Origin of the sequence: Spirosoma arboris, assembly GCF_009754945.1 — a bacterium.
Taxonomy (GTDB): domain Bacteria; phylum Bacteroidota; class Bacteroidia; order Cytophagales; family Spirosomataceae; genus Spirosoma; species Spirosoma arboris.
The window spans coordinates 688758-702377 of the sequence record NZ_WPIN01000004.1 but is presented as its reverse complement, the minus strand read 5'-3'; the positions used below and the strand labels follow the sequence as shown (position 1 = coordinate 702377).

Here is a 13620-nt window from a genome sequence, read left to right as displayed (position 1 = left end):
TGGGCGATAAATCGAACCGTCAAGATAAGATTGTACGGACTGTTTTCTACGCTTAAACTAGTCAATCTGAATGAATTGAGCTTGTTTACTTAAGTTTAACTCCAAGGACTTCATGGGCCAGTTGCCAGGCGCCCTGTCGCTTTCGCCAGATGCGAATATAACCTTGCCGAGACTGATTGAAAGTCGCATAACCATAACTAAAACCAAAATCGCCAGCCGAAGACACAATCACCCGAACAGGCTGATAATCAATTTTCTGACTGGAAGCTTTGCCAAGATTTTGGGCTGCGAGCCCTGAGTAAACCAGACTACCTTCCCGCAATAGGCGAATCGAGTCACTGGCAGGCAACACTAGCTGGTAGGCGGCTTGCAGACTTTGCGTGTGGGCTACCTGTACAAAGGCAACTTCGGTTTGCATTAACTCTCTACCAACTACCGATGTATCCACGATCCCTGTGGCTTTCCTGGCAAATTGAGTGGGGAGTACTAGCGTAGCCTCTGGTCGATCAGGCTTTCCATGCGAGCAGCCAAAATCCAGTAACGCTTTCCATTGGCCCGTTGCCGTTTTGTGCCAAACGCTGGTAAACTGCCCGTAGCTAACCGGTTCCTCGTTCATTGAGTGCGGACGAAATTCAAATGGCCCAGTTGTGTAGCCCATAGTGCCCGAAGCTGAGATTTCAGCGTAGGTAGGTCGCCAGGTTAATTTCCCCTGTCCGTCTAGTATGTGTTGGTATGTTGATTTGCCGGGCAAAAAGCGATTAGTCAAAAAGACTACGGATTGTTCATCCAGATTTTCAACGAAGGCTTTTGGTATTCCCTGTTCGAGAGCCAGTCGGGCAAATGCCTGCTCGGCGGCAACCAATTGTTCGTAATCGGCCTGAACCGTGAGCGGATCGGGAAGAAAGGAATATACCCATAAAGTACCAGCAAAAAGCCAGATGATCTGACGCATACAAGTTTATGATGAAGTCGTTAAGAAATGGTGTAGCAAACTAAGGTGCCTGGCCATCTACCAGCAGGATTTATTATCTCAACTGGATGATTGGTTATTTGAATCGAGTGAAATGCTGGTTGAAATTTTTATAAGCTAGCAGGAGAAGGGCTTGGCCCAAACACAGCGGAGTATTCATCTTAAAAAATCCGATATAGGACAATTGATCCCGGACCAGAAAAGATAGACTCGCTCATCTTAATCCAGATGACAAAAGTTGCTCTACAAATAATGGTTACTATCGTTCAGCGCATCTTGATTTACGCCGAAACGCCTGGATTCTAGCTTTGTAGACCGATTGAAAAGCAGTCAGGAGACTCGAACCCCCTGTTTTCAACGATTACAACCAAGCGTCTTTTTAAATCAAAATGTATGAAAAAAACAGTTTTAGTAGGCACACTTGCTATTGCCGCTCTAGTATGGAATTGTAAGGAAAATGAAGGTGTAATGGCTACTACCTATGTACTCGACGACACCAAGTCGGTAGCCGAATGGAAAGGATATCTTCGTACGGGTTATTTCAATGAAGGATCGATTCAAATCAAGAGCAACAACCTGACAGTTCAGGACGGGAAGGTGACAGGGGGAACGTTTAGCATTCCGCTTTCGTCAATCAAAAATTTCAACTTGCCGATCGACTCCCTCAAACAGCTATTGATTCATCACTTACAAAGTGAAGACTTCTTTAACATGGCACTCTACCCTGACTTATCTTATACGATAACAAGTGTAGCGCCTTATGATGGTACTGTGGGTATTGCCGGTGCGAACTATCAGGTAAACGGAAATCTTACAATGCTGGGCAAAACGAATCCGGTTTCGTTTCCTGCCAGAATCAATCTAAGCAATAATGACTTTACAGCCGAAGGAACGCTCAAAGTAAACCGGACTCTGTGGGGAATAACGTATGCTTCTGACCCGGCCCTGCCTGACGCCAGTTTCATTAAACCCGACATTGATATTCACCTCAAATTAGTCGGTAGCCATCTGTAATTTGAGAACGTTCTTCACCAGTCAACCCAAAGCGACTATTCAGACTGATTTTCATCTGGATAGTCGCTTTGGGTTGACTGGTGAAGATATGGCTGCTTTATTAAGGTTCTTTATACTCCAGAAACATACAGTTTGTACACGACCAGTACGGGACTTCACCATAAAAATCCATCGTTGCCGAACCATCGGCAGAGTAGGTTCCATCTACTCGATTTCGTAACAGCAACTTCGTACCAGTTGGCTTGTAGATTGCCGTGATTTTGTACCGCCCGATCGGCACATCGGGAATGCGATTATAGTAGGTATCGTATCGATACACCATTGATTTTCCGGCAGTTCCGTCAATGAGCGGGCCAACGGGTGTGAATGTAAAGTCAATATTCTGGGTATCATAAGGGCCTTTCCCTAATTCGTTGGCCACATCCACCGAACCACCATAGAAAGCGCCCGGATTGTCGGGTTTTTCACCCGACAGTTTCCATTGAAAATTACGGACTGCCCCATCGTTTCCTAAAAAGGCATCAGGCTTATCCGCTTCCAGATCCAGTATATAACTCTTACCATTATACGTTCGCCGAATTTGGGCGGTAGCTACCCAGCTTCCATTAGGTGTTTGGATACGGTAATTGCCGCTGGCGTCGCTAGTTGCCAGAATATTATTGTTGTAGAACATTGTATTGTCGGCAATGATGGTAACGCCCGGCAACGGCTTCCCCTGCGTATCAACTACCCGCCCCGACAGATGGCCTGCCGTTTGTTTGCCAGGTTCAGGGTCGGCCCCTGATGGTGTGCAGCCGCCACCCGTTAGCAGGCCTAACAAAGTAAAAGCGGTGAAGACGCTATACACTTTTTTGTTCAGCACTTTATTCATCGTTACTTCCCGATTATTTTTCAATGAGAATGGATCCCTGGGCATTGTTTTCAAATTTATTGGCCGTGGCGGCATCGGCATTCAATTGATTTCTAGCCTCATAGGTTGTGAAAATCCCATAGCCTGCACTTTGGCTGATTACTGAATTTTTGATCGAAAAGCGGGTCGTCGAGCCACTTATAGCAATGTTCGTTTTCTGACCTGAAACCAATTGGCTACTGCCACCTCCACTGATGTTGACGTAGTCAAGTTTATTATTCAAGCTAGCTGAATAACTAAAGTGCAATCCGCGCCATTGACCAGCGCCGGCTTCAACGCCACCGAACGTTATTGGTCTGGTAGCAGTGCCAACGGCAGTCAAATAGCCTTTACTATCGACTAGAATAGAAACATCTCTACTTAGTTGAAGCACTACGCCGGGATTTAATCGTAGTCCGGTTTGAACGCCCAGATTCGTCAAGATCCGGTACGGAGTTTTATCGGCAAATCCTTTCCAGACCGTTTCTGTCGTTTTAGTGGATAGGTTGGATTTAAGAACCTCAATTACATTGCGCCCGTTATTACTGCTAAAAACAGACAATGAATCCAGCGTTTTTACATTGTCGGCAGACACGTAAGCACCCGATTCGGTGTTATTGCTAAACGTGTTAGCGACGAATTCTCGTAACGTGCTTCCATCGCCGGCATGCAACCCATACCCATCCGACTGGCTGACAAGGCTGTTTTTCAGGCTGAGTTGAGCCTTACCGCTTAAGGTAAGTCCAGCCTTTACAGCCATGTAGACATCCCGTCCACCCCCATGCAGGATCTCAACGTTTTCCAGCACGTTGGCGCTACTTTCAGAGGTGATCCACAAACCCTGCCAGGAGCCTTTAACGGCTTCCTTCCCCACCAGCCTGATTTTTTTGGCTGCTTCGCCCTGTGCTATCAGACTACCGCCATCGTTGGTTACATTGAACTGGGCATCCCGGGCGAAGGCAATCACGACTCCGGGTTTGAGCGTCAGTTGGGCTTTGACGTCCAGTTTCTTGTCGACTACATAGTCGGGGAAAGCCGGGTCCTGAATACGATCTTCCAGCACAGTGTTGGCGCGAATTTGCTCACTTAAGGGCGCGGCTTGTGTAGGTGTGACGATTACCGTGACTTTATCGCTACTCTTATTCTGACCGTTGGAAATCGTTACTTCAAACGCATATTCCCCCGCCTGATCCGGCACAAACGAAGGCCTGGCAGTTGCACTATTACCGAGCGTTACCGTGCTGGCTGCGGGTTTTTGGATAATAGACCACTGGTACGTAAAGGGCTTATTGTCGCTGTCTTTGGAGGCACTGCCATCCAGGGTAACTGTGATACCAACCTGAGCCGTTTGGTTTAGGCCAGCATTAGCGGTCAGCGTACCGGGTGTACTAGTTGGAGTAGGATCGGGATCTTTTTTACAGCCCGATACGAGTAAGGTAACCGCGATTACGGCTACCAGAAATCTGTTGAGTACCATTTGTCTAATTAATAATAAGGGGTAAAAATTAGAAGGGGTAATTATACAGGCGAAGGCCAGCCTATGGGAACGATGTTCGAGGGCGCAACGGCCACTTCAGCAGAAGCTTCCTTTCAGACAACCGCTTAGCAGACCTAACCAAATCAATGATTTCACCGGTGCTATGACTAGACGGCTTTCCAGATCATGGTGCCGGTATAGGTTACCCCACTTTCCTCAAATCGGCTAATCGTTTTAATTGACGCACCAGCTGATGTCACTTCCCATTCGGTCTGTATAGTGGGGTCATCCCGGTCGGTAATTTTTAGGACACTCCGGGATTCATCGTAGATCCACGTTCCCCCATTCAGATCATTGGGGTCGTCGTCCGGGCATTTCGACGCTCCAAAACCCACAGTGATTTTGCCGCCGGTATCAAACCTAACGGTATTATCTAACTCACAAGATGCCATCAGAATGGTTAAATCGGTATCTGGTTTTTTGTCTCCATCGAGATCAATAGCAGGATCTAAGGTAAAGGTATCCAACTGGTAGGTTTTGCCGACAAAGGGTGGACCAGACGGGACTGGATCAGGATCGGTTTTGCAGGACGTAGTGAATAAGAGCAGGCCCAGTGTCAGGCCATACAAGGGACGTGTCAACGACAAGTTCATATACTGAGATTTAAATAAATGAAACGGATATAGTTTCTTATCAGTCAATTAGTTAACCGATTTATACTGCAAAAAAAGGAGCAGGCAACCGTTGAGCCGTTGTGGATTATCCGAAATGGATTAGTGATTATGTAAACCTGTAGGCTAAGCGGGTAAAATTGACGTTTCGCCGGGTCATCTGCCTATAGCTCGTCTGAATGGACTTTTTTTATAGGTGTCGTCTGGATGGAAAACAGCTAGCATCACTAATCGCTAGTCAAATCAGCCTTTCAGGCATCTACCAGCAAGATTGATTTGTATTAGTCATTAGCTATAAGCAAAACACGGCCTATTGACCCCATAAGAATATATTTTCAAATACTGGTTGCACCAGTTCGGATAATCGCTTCTAACCAACTCACTACTTCCGTGTTGCTTTGCCTTAACGTTTGACTGATCGGTCTAGTCGGCGCGAATTATGGATGCCATTCAACTCAAAATCCTGGTTCACTTGTTTACTAGTAATACTATGTATCATAAACATCTTATTATAATAGCCTTCCTACTTGTAGGGTGCAAATATCCAGATACTGTCAATGGAGGGGAAACCTCCAATTGGGATGAACATCCCGCTTTAAGCGTATATTGGTATACGGTCAACGGCTATGGGTGGCTTGTATTCCGATAAAATCTAATAAGTCCATTCTGGTTAAACACGCCAGGATTTTCGACTTACAAACATCTTTCGAACTGGCCTCACCGGGTGAGCATGAAATGACCAGAGGTCAGGCATCAATCGTTGAAATAGAACCTTCAGCCTGATTAGATGGATCATTACTCCAGAACAAGGATCAATATAGTATACTGGACATACCGGTAGTTTATCCGAAAACCAGCGGTAACCAAGTTTAGGCGGAAGAAAGGCACTTCAGCATTCGATTACATCAACGCTCAATTTTGGGCTTTTCTTTTTTAATTTTATGATTACTATCCGACTCTCAACGGTTATTCAGCGATCTGTAGCTGATGTTTACGACTTCCTAGGTTGTTACGAAAATGATATCCACTGGCGTACTGGCGTTGTGGACATGCAGCAGAACACCTCCGGTACTGCCAGAATTGGTATGGAAACGCGGGAAGTAATGACGTTTATGGGTAGCCGAACGGTTACCACCGCCAACGTAATTGCTGCCGAAACAAACCGCCGAACAGCATTTCGGTCAGTTGAAGGTCCTGTCAAGGCATGGGGCCAGCGGCTGTTTGAAAAGCACCCCACAGGTACTCGCTTTACCTACGAATTGAATCTGGAGCCGACTGGCATTTTGGCCTTACTCTCTCCCATTGTTGGCTATCTGTTTCGCCAGCAAATGACCAGCGACTTATCCAAGCTCAAACTACAACTCGAAACTGGCCAGCTAATTCAATGAATAAACTCCTCTCATTCACAACCTGCGGCCTACTCACGATGGCTTCATTCACCAATACTTGCTCAAATCGAATACAAGTCGCCGAGATATCCGCATTTGTCTCCACTCCCGATATGGCACTCTGGGTATCAGCGATTACCGGAAAACTTTGGTTGGCACTGGCGCAACAAACGGTCTGCACGACCCTTCAGATTCTGAATGAAGAGGAGGTTCTCTATAATACCTCACTCGATTCACGCCAGACGACGATTAGCCAGGCATTTGACTTATCTGACTTTGGAGATGGCACTTATCATGTTGCGATTAGCATTGGCAGTCAACTAATCTCGAAAGAGTTGATAATTACACCCCTATCAACCACCAGAACTATTCAACTCATCTAGCTCATACAGGATAAAAATGGATTCTACACTAGCTTTTGTCATGAAAAAACACCTTATTCTCTTTACCGCCCTGTTCAGCTTGTTGGTGCTGGCCTGCAAGCCCGATGCAGGCAGTAGAGACATTAGCCCACAAAAAGGTTATGTCTCGGGCACTGTAACGGATACAAAAGGTAAGCCCATTGAAGGGGCCTTCGTATTCATTAGCAGCACGGGCCCATACTCAAGTGGCGCATCTGCGCACACAGATAATAAGGGTCACTATCGCATAAAAATGGATTACGGTGCCTACCGAATCTACGCTACCTTCGACAAACAGTACGCGGGCAAAACCTATGAAATCCAGCTCAAACCAGGCAACGCAGATAGTTTTTCGGTCGATGACAGTCCCATTATTGATTTTAGCTGGGTGTTATCAGGTAGTAAACCCGTTCCGCTACAGGGCTATTTTGGTGGCTACATTGGTCTTTATCAGGGCGAGACGAATATTCCTAAGAACGAAGTCGAATTCACCTTCACTGCTTCGGAGCTTATCGACGGAAGCGTACCAGGTGGGCCAATTGTACTGAAACCCGCCAATGCCAGTGTCCAGTATCTGGAGGATTTACCACTTGGTAAATACAGTGTCAAAGCAGTTCACAAACCCTCGGGTGGTACGGCCCGACTACTGGCTTTAAAAAATAAAGATACCGGTGAAATCAGTGCGTCGAATGGAGCCATCAGCATGGAGTTCAACCCTGAATCAGGTGGATTTTACCGGGCAAACATTGAGTTTTTTGAACGTTGATTACACCGAATTGAGCCATGCTGACAATAGCCAGTAAGAAAATCAATTTTAAGGAATATGGCGGAGTACGCGATAAACAAGCCATTGTCTATTGAACAAATGATACAAACAAGGAAAGGGCATTACCCTTCTGCATGTGATCATCCTGTTCTTCCTGAGCCATACCCGCTGCAACTCATTGGCGATTAGGGAGTAAACCATATGAATCATTAAGGAGGGGCACATGCGGTGTGAACTAGTTCACATATTAAAGCACTAATCGGAGAACTGATGCGCTAAATCTGAAAATATACACCCAACAACGCACACAACAGAGCGGTAATGCTGCATGCCTCACGCCAGTACATATACGCCAGCCATTGATCACGTATCGTAGCCCAATTAGCCGGATAGTCGGTTAGTGACCAACTTTGTATCAATTGATTCAGGGGAATATTGCCCTTTAAGGCAATGGTCAGATCAATGAGGATAAGGACTAAGATTCCTGTTGAGAGCAGAAACGAAAATGACCCAACCTGCTGACGAAGCAATATCAGCACCACTGTACTGACTAATACACTAATTAAATAGATCACTTTCAGGTAAGGGCCGATCACTAAGTCAATTGCTTTTCGTTGTTCGATGAACGTACTGGCCGATACATTTTTCAGGCCAGCAGTGCCTCCTATCAGGAAAAAAAAAGCCTGCCCGGCAATAATGCATAACAGCAGGGTTTGGATAAATTGGGTTGTTTTCAGTGCCATAAATCAAAAGAAAATAGTATCAAACAGGGTTCGTTCAGCCAGACTCCCTATTGAACCCAGTTATTGGTGTCAAAACAAACCTGCCGTTACCTGTTTTGCTTTATGGTTTATCCAGATTACCTGAAAAGATGTCTGAACGCATATTTTTGCCATGTCAACTGAAAAGTGATATGGTTTAGTCGAAGTATCGCTTGGCGTTCTGCCAAAACTTGTCTAGTGGCTTGTTAGTTGGGTATCAGGCTTGGGTGCTTATCGTTCACCTGGTGTAGCAAATCAGCTATTTTCCACTCGCATTTGTCCACTTTCGACTGACGACGTATAGCCGGCAAAAAGGGTGTTTTTACAAGAAATTTATAGGTGGGACCGTTTTTTGTGGCTTAGTTTGGTACAAAAAGTTAACCTATCACTAACGCAACTTTAGTGGTCTGGTTTGACTCTTGCATTAAGATGCATATATAATTGTACTTATTACTTAACTACAGTCCATCTACTACCAATGAAACAATGCCTGTACCTGTTCCTAATTCTAGTAAGTCCTCATTTACTTGCTCAATTCCCACCAACCGACTATGTTGCCAATTCTAGTAACGCATACTCACCTGGTTATTATAACGCGCTCGTTGGTTCCCAAGCAGGGCTCAATATCACAATCGGTTCTGGCAACAGTATACTAGGCTATGATGCGGGTCGTAATACTACCACCGGTAATTACAATAGTTACGTAGGTTATTCAGCGGGCTTCGTCAATTCCACCGGAAATTTTAATAGTTATCTAGGTGCTTACTCCGGTTCTCTAAATACTTCTGGCTTCAATAACAGTTTTGTAGGGTCTTATGCCGGTGCCATGATTAAGACTGGCTATGCCAATACGGCTGTGGGTATGAACGCTTTGTACAATAACAATACTGGCAATAATAACGTCATGATAGGAGATTCGGCTGGGTTTTATAACACCGTCTCGGGTAACATCTTTGTGGGGTCTAAGGCAGGCTATATAAACACGATAGGTTCACAAAACACCTTTATTGGCTATCAGGCAGGCTTTAACGTTACTGCATCGGCTAACACCTTTGTGGGTTATCAAGCTGGCCGAAGCGTGACGACAGGTAACAACAACATTATAATTGGACCCAACTCTGGCACGGCAGTGACAGACGGCAGTGAAAACGTCCTCATGGGCTATAATAGCCAAGCCGAAGATGGGCTCTACAACGCGACGGCCATCGGTGCTGGTTCGCGAGTAGCCATCAGTAACGCCTTTATCCTGGGTAACAACGCCAATGTGGGAATCGGCACCTCAGCCCCTAAATCACGACTGGAAGTCGTTAGCGAAGCGTCAGGGACTAGCGGGATACGGTTAACCAATCTAACTAGTCAGCATCGGACGGCTCAGACTACTGATCAGTTCTTAACTGTCAATGAGCATGGCGATATAATCAAGGCCCGATACCAATTACGCATCAACAACGCCAATGAGTGGAGTGACAAGGTCTTTTCAGCTGCCTATCAACTACGTCCGCTGGGCTCGGTAGCCGATTATATTGATCAGCATGGTCATTTACCTGGTGTACCCTCCGCAGACGAGGTCGTCAATCAAGGAGTAGATTTAGTCAAAATGAATGCGACCCTATTGGAAAAGGTTGAGGAATTGACCTTGTATAGCATTCAACAGCAAAAAGAAATTGACCAGCTTAAACAATTGGTCAGACAATTAGTAGAAAAGAAGTAGACGTAATAAGCTTAGCAGTCCCATCTGTGACGATAGGGCTCGTTTTATCAAAAGACAGTTGTGATGATAATGCTAGTACCCCGGTGACTGTGATAGCAGGTGCCTTACCTGTATCACTGGTGTCCTTTACGGCAAAAGCACAGGCAGATCATACGGTTTCACTAGCCTGCACAACCTCTCTTGAAAATAACAACAAGAGTTTTTTGGTCGAGCGAAGTAAAGAGTTGAAAACCTTTGATAAAGTGGGCGAAGTAACCGATTTAGGAGCCAACAGTAATGCGCTAAAGAACTACCACCTGGCCGATTTCACTCCCTATCAGGGTACTAGCTACTATCGTCTGACTCAGACTGATCTGGATGGCAAGACGACGGTTTACCCAGTGGTGCCGGTGGTATTGCGTTTAGTTGTTGAATAGATTTTTTTACAATGACTATCTGGGATAGGTCATAAAGCGCAGCTGTTTTGATGTCAATCAGGGTCAGAAAGCCTCTTCTATCTGGTTTAGCCTTTTTCCATTCCCTCACTTTCGGCAACAAACCATTTGCTTCCTGTGTAATAGAAAGTCAGTGATAATCTAAAGTTTATACAGCCGACATCTGCTTAGGTGTCGGCTGTTTATGCTAAAAAAATGCCGACTCGATCCGGGTCGGCATTTCATTCTAATCCACACCAATATGTACCTGAGGGGTACACAACTTTTGGTGTAAAAGGTTGTTGCCAAGCGGTTTTACTATTAAAAAACGCTGGCCCTACCAGTGCCAGCGTTGAAGACCTACCGTTAACTGATTGCAGCATGGCAATCGCTGATTAGACTACAAAGAGATAGTGAGCGTCACAAGAAAAACGCCAGCCCCAAGTGAGACCAGCGTTTCCAGGCAAATGTCTCGATTGGGACCATTGGGTAAGGAGAGATTATTCATTAAAGTGAGCCAAGTTGGAATTAGCTAACTTGACTCACTCTAATGAATAGTCTTAGAATAGACATTCAATTCTCTTTGACTATTCGTCATTCATTTTGGCAAACATATGGCCCTCCTGACAAAAATTAAACGCTCACTTTTTATCTGGATAGCTATTGGGCTGGTGGTACTGGTTAGTTCATTCGCACTGATCTACTGGCTGGGCTTAGGTAGCGGTAGTCAATCCTCAGTACTATACGGGCAAGCCTATTCAAGTCCTCAGCTAACTCAGAATCCCATTCTGGTAGTGGTTTTGCACGGGGATGCCCCTTTCAATAAGCCCACTTATCAATATAAACTAGCTCAACAAGGAGCCCAACAAAATAATAATGTGGTAGCCGTGGGTTTGCTTCGGCCAGGTTATACTGACCTGGAGGGGCATCACTCAGCGGGTCAACGCGGCTGGACAACAAGTGATAATTATACCCCATCCATTATTAAGGCAGTAGTCTTAACTATCCAGGACTTAAAGAAACGCTATCACCCCCGCAAAATCGTAGTGGCAGGTCACTCGGGCGGAGCGGTCATTACTGCTGATGTAATGAGTCAATATCCAGATTTAGTTCAGGCAACCTTGTTAGTAAGCTGCCCCTGTGATGTTGACGCCTTTCGGAGGCACATGGCTGATCAACAAAACAATTTACTTTGGCGTATACCGGTTGAGCGTTTATCGCCCATTGAACTGGTGCATCAGGTTAGTCCTTCAACTCAGATCACCTTGGTAACAGGGAGTATTGATTCAATTGCATTGCCCACTTATACGTACCGCTACGCCACTCTACTCCGCAACAAGGGCATATCGGTCAAGACAGTGACATTGGCGAATCAGGGACACGAGATTTTTCTGCGACCAGAAGTATTACTTCAGCTAAAAGAGTTAATTAACCTTTAAGCAACGAGATTCGTATGCTGCTGATTCTATGTCATGATTTCGTGCGGTCAATGACCATATACTAATTCCAGCGGGATCGGATTTGATCGTAGGTTGCGGGTATTCATCTGATCAGGAGTTACATACTCCAGATCTAAGCTGCTATCTCCTGCTTTTTGGTAATAATCGAGCTTAAAGGAATAAAAGCCTTTTTGTAGCGGAACTATATAGGTTCTTCCTTTTCCTTCAGGTAGGCTGTCATTACCGATGAGCAACTGCCCACCGAGTGAGAGTCGGGAGCCATCGTCCGATTCAAGGGCGAAAATATAATAACCGGCTACTTTTATTTCAATCTGGCCGCTCAGTACCAGGCCGAAATTCGTACGACGGGGCAACTTTGCCAGCTTGAAATCTTTATCAGCCCGTCCTTCCTTAACGGCTTGCAACGTATCGAAATCAGGTAAGTGGTTCCACTGGCCTTCATAGTAATGATAATGAAAGCCTCCTGGCGTGAGGTTCTTGTCCCGCTTACCTGGTAGCAGTGCGTTGCCCGCCTTGAATACACCAGTTGTTAATTTGTCATAGGTAGGATTAGCCGTAAAGGCTCTGGTGATCACAGTAGTTGGTTGACTGATGGTCAGTACCTTATGAATGAGTGAAGACGTTTGCGAAGGCGTCGTTCCATCGGTGGTATATCGGACTTTCGTCGTATCGTCAAAGTTCCATAGTCGGATAGGCTTACCGGTTAGCAAAATACCGTTCATCGGATGAAATACTGGCGCTTTGTCGTGATACCCTTCGTAAACGTACCGTAGCCCATCATAAATGCTTTTCAACCGAATGGTACCATGTGTTTCGCCCTCGTAGGCTACCGTTTTCGCCTGTATTTGTGCCGGAGCATAGCGTTGTAGAATAGAATCCATTCGGGTAATGCCCATCTCGTTCATACCTTGTCCTTGCCGTCCACTGATGTAGAGCCGCTTGAGTGAAGGATGTAGTTCAGGTAGTGTTTTAATGGCCATTCCCATCATTTGCCTGTTCCCCCACCAATAGCTCGGATCAGCCGCTATATAGCCAGAAAAGAGTTCGGGTTCGTTCAGGAGGGCATACGTTACGAATAAACCACCAAACGAGTGTCCCCAAAGGAGATGGTTGCTATTGGCGGGATACGTCTTGGCTATATAAGGAATGAGCTCCTTCTTAATGAAAGTCAGGAAATCCTTTGCTCCTCCAGAAGTTGGATGATCCTCTTCATGGGTCGGGGTCAGGTCTTTATTCCGGTCGATGTTATTGATACCAACAATGATAGCTGGAGGCATAAAGCCCTCGTGATGAATGAATTGAGCTATCTGGCTGACCAACGGCGTGTTTCCGTCGCCATCCAAGACATAAATCACATCATATTTTTGCGCGAGCGCTGCCTTATAGTTTTCAGGCAGTATGACCTGAATGAAGCGTTGTTGATTTAAGGTAGTCGAATGAAGCGAATCTGTTTTGATGAGTGAAGACTGAGCTCCCACATAGCTGTAAGCCAGCAGACTAAGCAACAGAGAGCCAATTAGTTTCTTGAAGTGCATACGGAGGCCGTTTTGATACAGGGAAGATGTTCAATTGGCGCTATTGGTTGCAGTAGTTGATCTATTAATTTATCAATCCAATAGGGTTTTCTTGAAGTCGCAAAACTATTTTCTATCTGACTCCTGAAAGCAGGCAGAAGGAATCATTTCTGTTCGTCGGCATT

13 protein-coding genes are annotated in these 13620 nt (G+C 45.5%); 7 read left to right on the top strand and 6 right to left on the bottom strand.

Going from position 1 to position 13620, the window contains the following annotated elements; translation table 11 throughout:
- Positions 1 to 85: 85 nt before the first annotated feature.
- The gene (locus GO755_RS13960; protein ID WP_157585722.1) at positions 86 to 952 is read right to left on the bottom strand and encodes a YybH family protein; all 867 of its coding nucleotides are present in this window, start codon (positions 950 to 952) and stop codon (positions 86 to 88) included.
- Positions 953 to 1363: 411 nt separating this feature from the next.
- Here GO755_RS13960 and GO755_RS13955 point away from each other — a divergent pair, with 411 nt between their 5' ends.
- On the top strand, positions 1364 to 1984 hold the full coding sequence (locus GO755_RS13955) for a YceI family protein (RefSeq protein WP_157585720.1): 621 nt from the start codon (positions 1364 to 1366) through the stop codon (positions 1982 to 1984).
- 100 nt (positions 1985 to 2084) lie between these two features.
- On the opposite strand, the gene GO755_RS13950 is transcribed toward GO755_RS13955, so the two are convergent.
- The 3 genes from GO755_RS13950 to GO755_RS13940 all read right to left on the bottom strand — a co-directional run bounded on the left by GO755_RS13950 (position 2085) and on the right by GO755_RS13940 (position 5003).
- Positions 2085 to 2900 (bottom strand): carboxypeptidase-like regulatory domain-containing protein, encoded by an 816-nt coding sequence (locus GO755_RS13950; protein ID WP_198174831.1) that lies wholly within the window; start codon positions 2898 to 2900, stop codon positions 2085 to 2087.
- Positions 2869 to 4350: a PKD domain-containing protein gene (locus GO755_RS13945; protein ID WP_157585716.1), complete on the bottom strand. Its 1482-nt coding sequence runs from the start codon at positions 4348 to 4350 to the stop codon at positions 2869 to 2871. Before GO755_RS13945 ends, GO755_RS13950 begins: the two co-directional genes overlap by 32 nt.
- 167 nt (positions 4351 to 4517) lie before the next feature.
- Positions 4518 to 5003: a hypothetical protein gene (locus tag GO755_RS13940; protein ID WP_157585713.1), complete on the bottom strand. Its 486-nt coding sequence runs from the start codon at positions 5001 to 5003 to the stop codon at positions 4518 to 4520.
- Between the two features lie 959 nt (positions 5004 to 5962).
- Here GO755_RS13940 and GO755_RS13935 point away from each other — a divergent pair.
- The 3 genes from GO755_RS13935 to GO755_RS13925 are packed head-to-tail and all read left to right on the top strand — an operon-like array spanning position 5963 to position 7576.
- Complete coding sequence (locus GO755_RS13935; protein WP_157585711.1) at positions 5963 to 6409, top strand: SRPBCC family protein; 447 nt, start codon at positions 5963 to 5965, stop codon at positions 6407 to 6409.
- A complete protein-coding gene (locus tag GO755_RS13930) occupies positions 6406 to 6792 on the top strand; it encodes a hypothetical protein (RefSeq protein ID WP_157585709.1) in 387 nt (128 codons plus the stop codon). The genes GO755_RS13935 and GO755_RS13930 overlap by 4 nt, the downstream gene beginning before the upstream one ends.
- 40 nt (positions 6793 to 6832) lie before the next feature.
- A complete protein-coding gene (locus tag GO755_RS13925) occupies positions 6833 to 7576 on the top strand; it encodes a carboxypeptidase-like regulatory domain-containing protein (RefSeq protein ID WP_198174830.1) in 744 nt (247 codons plus the stop codon).
- Between the two features lie 275 nt (positions 7577 to 7851).
- Here GO755_RS13925 and GO755_RS13920 read toward each other — a convergent pair whose 3' ends face one another.
- Entirely contained in the window at positions 7852 to 8319 is a 468-nt protein-coding gene (locus GO755_RS13920) for a hypothetical protein (protein WP_157585705.1), read from the bottom strand.
- A gap of 496 nt (positions 8320 to 8815) precedes the next feature.
- Here GO755_RS13920 and GO755_RS13915 point away from each other — a divergent pair, with 496 nt between their 5' ends.
- The 3 genes from GO755_RS13915 (at position 8816) to GO755_RS13905 (ending at position 11900) form a co-directional block, all read left to right on the top strand.
- Entirely contained in the window at positions 8816 to 10048 is a 1233-nt protein-coding gene (locus GO755_RS13915) for a hypothetical protein (protein ID WP_157585703.1), read from the top strand.
- Positions 10049 to 10131: 83 nt separating this feature from the next.
- Entirely contained in the window at positions 10132 to 10464 is a 333-nt protein-coding gene (locus GO755_RS13910; protein WP_157585701.1) for a hypothetical protein, read from the top strand.
- A 611-nt stretch (positions 10465 to 11075) separates the two neighbouring features.
- Positions 11076 to 11900: an alpha/beta hydrolase family protein gene (locus tag GO755_RS13905; RefSeq protein ID WP_157585699.1), complete on the top strand. Its 825-nt coding sequence runs from the start codon at positions 11076 to 11078 to the stop codon at positions 11898 to 11900.
- 47 nt (positions 11901 to 11947) lie between these two features.
- Here the strand turns inward: GO755_RS13905 and GO755_RS13900 are convergent, their stop codons facing one another.
- The gene (locus GO755_RS13900) at positions 11948 to 13456 is read right to left on the bottom strand and encodes an alpha/beta hydrolase-fold protein (protein ID WP_157585697.1); all 1509 of its coding nucleotides are present in this window, start codon (positions 13454 to 13456) and stop codon (positions 11948 to 11950) included.
- Between the last annotated feature and the right edge of the window lie 164 nt (positions 13457 to 13620).

Coding starts and splice junctions, on each gene's coding strand:
- GO755_RS13960 (WP_157585722.1), bottom strand. CDS start 952: ATGCGTCAGATCATCTGGCTTTTTGCTGGTACTTTATGGGTATATTCC.
- GO755_RS13955 (WP_157585720.1), top strand. CDS start 1,364: ATGAAAAAAACAGTTTTAGTAGGCACACTTGCTATTGCCGCTCTAGTA.
- GO755_RS13950 (WP_198174831.1), bottom strand. CDS start 2,900: ATGCCCAGGGATCCATTCTCATTGAAAAATAATCGGGAAGTAACGATG.
- GO755_RS13945 (WP_157585716.1), bottom strand. CDS start 4,350: ATGGTACTCAACAGATTTCTGGTAGCCGTAATCGCGGTTACCTTACTC.
- GO755_RS13940 (WP_157585713.1), bottom strand. CDS start 5,003: ATGAACTTGTCGTTGACACGTCCCTTGTATGGCCTGACACTGGGCCTG.
- GO755_RS13935 (WP_157585711.1), top strand. CDS start 5,963: ATGATTACTATCCGACTCTCAACGGTTATTCAGCGATCTGTAGCTGAT.
- GO755_RS13930 (WP_157585709.1), top strand. CDS start 6,406: ATGAATAAACTCCTCTCATTCACAACCTGCGGCCTACTCACGATGGCT.
- GO755_RS13925 (WP_198174830.1), top strand. CDS start 6,833: ATGAAAAAACACCTTATTCTCTTTACCGCCCTGTTCAGCTTGTTGGTG.
- GO755_RS13920 (WP_157585705.1), bottom strand. CDS start 8,319: ATGGCACTGAAAACAACCCAATTTATCCAAACCCTGCTGTTATGCATT.
- GO755_RS13915 (WP_157585703.1), top strand. CDS start 8,816: ATGAAACAATGCCTGTACCTGTTCCTAATTCTAGTAAGTCCTCATTTA.
- GO755_RS13905 (WP_157585699.1), top strand. CDS start 11,076: ATGGCCCTCCTGACAAAAATTAAACGCTCACTTTTTATCTGGATAGCT.
- GO755_RS13900 (WP_157585697.1), bottom strand. CDS start 13,456: ATGCACTTCAAGAAACTAATTGGCTCTCTGTTGCTTAGTCTGCTGGCT.